The 3,052-nt window shown below is 70.7% G+C and carries 4 protein-coding genes and 1 pseudogene; 3 read left to right on the top strand and 2 right to left on the bottom strand.

The annotated features are described in order from the left end of the window. Positions 1-698, bottom strand: a 698-nt coding sequence (locus H531_RS13310; protein ID WP_022799609.1) for an ATP-binding protein, incomplete at its 3' end; no start/stop codon positions are given. Positions 699-924: 226 nt separating this feature from the next. Next, on the bottom strand, positions 925-2,082 hold the full coding sequence (locus H531_RS0112300) for an MFS transporter (RefSeq protein WP_022799608.1): 1,158 nt from the start codon (positions 2,080-2,082) through the stop codon (positions 925-927). A gap of 54 nt (positions 2,083-2,136) precedes the next feature. Here H531_RS0112300 and H531_RS0112295 point away from each other — a divergent pair, with 54 nt between their 5' ends. The 3 genes and pseudogenes from H531_RS0112295 to H531_RS0112285 form a co-directional block, all read left to right on the top strand. Continuing rightward, positions 2,137-2,418, top strand: a complete 282-nt coding sequence (locus tag H531_RS0112295) for a hypothetical protein (RefSeq protein WP_245540702.1) — start codon at positions 2,137-2,139, stop codon at positions 2,416-2,418. Further along, positions 2,411-2,761, top strand: a complete 351-nt coding sequence (locus tag H531_RS0112290) for a DUF6285 domain-containing protein (protein ID WP_022799606.1) — start codon at positions 2,411-2,413, stop codon at positions 2,759-2,761. Before H531_RS0112295 ends, H531_RS0112290 begins: the two co-directional genes overlap by 8 nt. Then, a pseudogene (locus tag H531_RS0112285) lies at positions 2,758-2,940 on the top strand (histidine phosphatase family protein); the annotation flags it as partial. The gene H531_RS0112290 and the pseudogene H531_RS0112285, both read left to right, overlap by 4 nt. Positions 2,941-3,052 lie beyond the last annotated feature (112 nt).

The raw sequence follows: 3,052 nt of genomic DNA, 5'->3' as shown, positions 1-3,052 counted from the left end.
GAGCGCAGGGCCAAGGCCTCGAGGAGCCTCCGGAGCTCGGGCAGGTTCTCCACCGCCCGTAGGGCGGGCACGTCCCTCTCCAGGTAGGTCTGCAGGTAGCCGCGGAACCAAAGCTGGCGCTCCTCCCAGTCCTTGAGGTAGAGGGCGGGTACCGGGAACCCCCCCCGGGCCACCGCCGTGCCCCAGTCCTCCCGGAGGGCCTCCGCTTCCTGGAGGAGAGAGGGCCAGTCCTTTGGGGAGGCGCGGAGGAGTTCCCCCCAGAGCCCCGCCCTTCCCAGGCCCTGCTGTTCCTGCCGGGTCATGGGCCAGAGCACCAGGTGGGAGGCCCTCCCGGCCAGGGTCTCCGAAAGATGGGCGTGCAGGAGGAGGTGGGCGGAGCCCGTGAGGACAAATCGGCCAGGCACGCGGGCCTCGTCCACGGACCGCTTGAGGGCGAGGAGGAGCTCGGGCACCCGCTGCACCTCGTCCAGGATGAGCCGCTCGCCCCGCTGGAGGAGGGCGTGGGGGTCGGCCTGAGCCTGGAGGCGAAGGTCCAGGTCGTCCAGACTCAGGTAAAGGTGCCGGGCCAGGGCAGGCGTGTGGCGCACCAGGGTGCTTTTGCCCACCTGCCGGGCGCCCATGACCGCCACCACGGGAAATACCCGCATGAGCCGTTCCAGGAGGGGACCCGCCGCGCGGGGGAGGAAGGTGTTTGCCATGCTTGCATGATAGTCATTCAAAAGCAGAAAGGACAGGGGCACCATCCGCCCCAAAGGGGCAGGGTGGATCTTTGCCGATCCAAAAGGGCTCTCAAGCCCGAGGGTGCGCCTGGTTCTGGAGGAAAATCCAGGTTCGCCGTGGACCTCCCCGCGGACAAAACCCTGGTGCAGGCACGGGCTAGCCGTCGGCACCCGGTCGAGCCTGACCTGAACGCCAAGGCCATCCTTAGGAGGCAGGGCGTCCTTTCCCCACCCCCCGGCTTAAGAAAAGAAGGCTCAGGCCCATGAGGCTACTCAAGAGCAGGATGAGGGCGGCAAAGCCTCCCCGCGGGCCCAGGCCGGCCAGGGCGTGAAGCCCCACCCCGGCCAGGAGGCCCCCCAGCCCCTGGCCCAGGACCCGGGCCACGGAAAGCGCCCCCGAGGCCAGGGCCTCCTCGCCCGGGGGCGCCAAGGAGAGGACCTGGGCGTTGTTGGCCGCCTGGAAGAGGGCCCGACCCACCCCCAGGAGAAGGAGGCCCACCACCGCCCCAGGCACGGGGTACCGGTAGGCCAGCAGGGCGAGCCCCACCCCGCCCAAAAGGAGGAGCCAGCCCCCCAGGATCACCACCCGGGCGTATCCCCGCCGATCCGCCAGCCGGCCAGCCCAGGCCCCGAGAAGGAGGAGCTCAAGCGGCGCGAGGAGAAGGAGGCCTCCCACCGCCTCGGGGCCGAGGCCTGCCTCGGCCAGAAAGAAGGCCAAGGCCACGCTGACCCCCAGGGTGTGGGCAAAGTAGAGGCCGGTGGCGAGGAGGGCGAGGAGAAAGGGCCGCGTCCGCAAAAGCCGCCCCAGGTCCCCCCCTTGCGGCGGAAGCCCCGGGAGGTGCCCGCTTTGGCTCAGGGCGAGAAGGGCGAAGGGAAGGGGCAGGAGGAAGACGAAGCGCCAGCCCCAGCTTCCCGTGAGGAGGCCTCCTAGGGCGGGCCCGAAGAGGGTGCCCGCCGCCACGGTGCTGGCCACCAGGCCCAGGGCGTACCCACGCCGGTCAGGATAGCCCGCAGCTACCAACCCGGGCACCAGGCCCACTACCCCTGCGGCCGCGATGCCCTGGAGGAAGCGGAGGCCATAGAGGAGGGGCAAGGAAGGGGCCAGGTAGAGGAGGAGGGCGGCCAGGCCGTGGAGGAAGAGGCCCGTCCGATAAACCCGCCCCGCTCCCACCCGCCCCGCCACCAGGGTGAGGGGGAGGTAGGCCAGGGCCGAGCCCAGAAGCCCGGCGGTGACCACCCCCTGGGCCAGGGCCGACCCCACCCGGAGGTCCCGGGCCAGGAAGGGCAGGGCGGGGGTCAGGGCGCTTTCGTTGACCGTGGAGACCAGGACGCCGAGGAGGAGGGAGAAGAGGCGGAGGTCCATGGGGCGAGTTTAGGACCGACGCCCCAGGGCGGCGAGGACTTGGCCTGGCCCCTGGTGCGGGCCTGGCGGTTCGGGGAGGACGGGAAGCGCCTGGGGGGCGTGGGGGAGGTGGGGCCTTTCCTGGAGCGGTACAACGCCCTCACCGGGCGGGGGATCGCGGAGGGGGAGCTCTTCTGGTGGGAGGTCCTGGGGAACGTGCGCTGGGGGCTCGGGGCCCTGAAGCAGGCCCGGAGGCACCTTAGGGGGGAGGAAAGGAGCGCGGAGCTCGCGGTGCTGGGCAGGCTCGCCGCTGAGATGGAGTACGAGGTCCTCCACCTGCTGGAGACCCATGGATAGGCCCAGCCTGGACGAACTCTTGGAGGCCGTGGGGGAGTTTTTGGAGAGGGAGCTCCTCCCTGGCCTGGCCGACCCCCGGCTCCGCTTCCAGACCCTGGTGGCCCTGAACGCCCTGGGGATCGCCCGGAGGGAGCTTGCCCTGGGGGAGGCCCTGGAGGCGGAGGAGGGGAAGGAGTTCGCCGCCCTCTTGGGCCAGGAGGCGCCTTTGGAAGAACTCCTGCGAACCCTGGCCGCCAGGATCCGGGATGGGCAGGCGCCCCCGGGGACCCTCGCCTTCCTCAAGGCCCACGTGGCGAGGAAGCTCAGGGTGGCAAGCCCTAAGTACCTGGAGCGCTACCCGTGAGAAGGAGGCTCCTTCTCCTCCGGCACGGGGAGGTGGACTACTTCCCCCGGGGGCGGCCCGTCCCCCCGGAGGGGGTGGGCCTCACGGAACGGGGACGGGCCCAGGCCCGGGCGGTGGGGGCCCTCCTTCGGGAGGTCCCCCTGGACCTCGCCGTCCACTCGGGCCTGCCCCGCACGGAGGTGAAAACAGTTAAAAAATAGCGCACAAATCCGCATGTATCTTGCTCAAGTGAGGGGGGTGTAACCGCTAAAAGCGCCGGGCTTTTCACGCCCGCAAATGTGATCGGCGGCC

It is taken from the genome of Thermus islandicus DSM 21543, from assembly GCF_000421625.1.
In the GTDB taxonomy this organism is placed as follows: domain Bacteria; phylum Deinococcota; class Deinococci; order Deinococcales; family Thermaceae; genus Thermus; species Thermus islandicus.
This window is presented reverse-complemented; position numbering and strand designations above follow the sequence as displayed.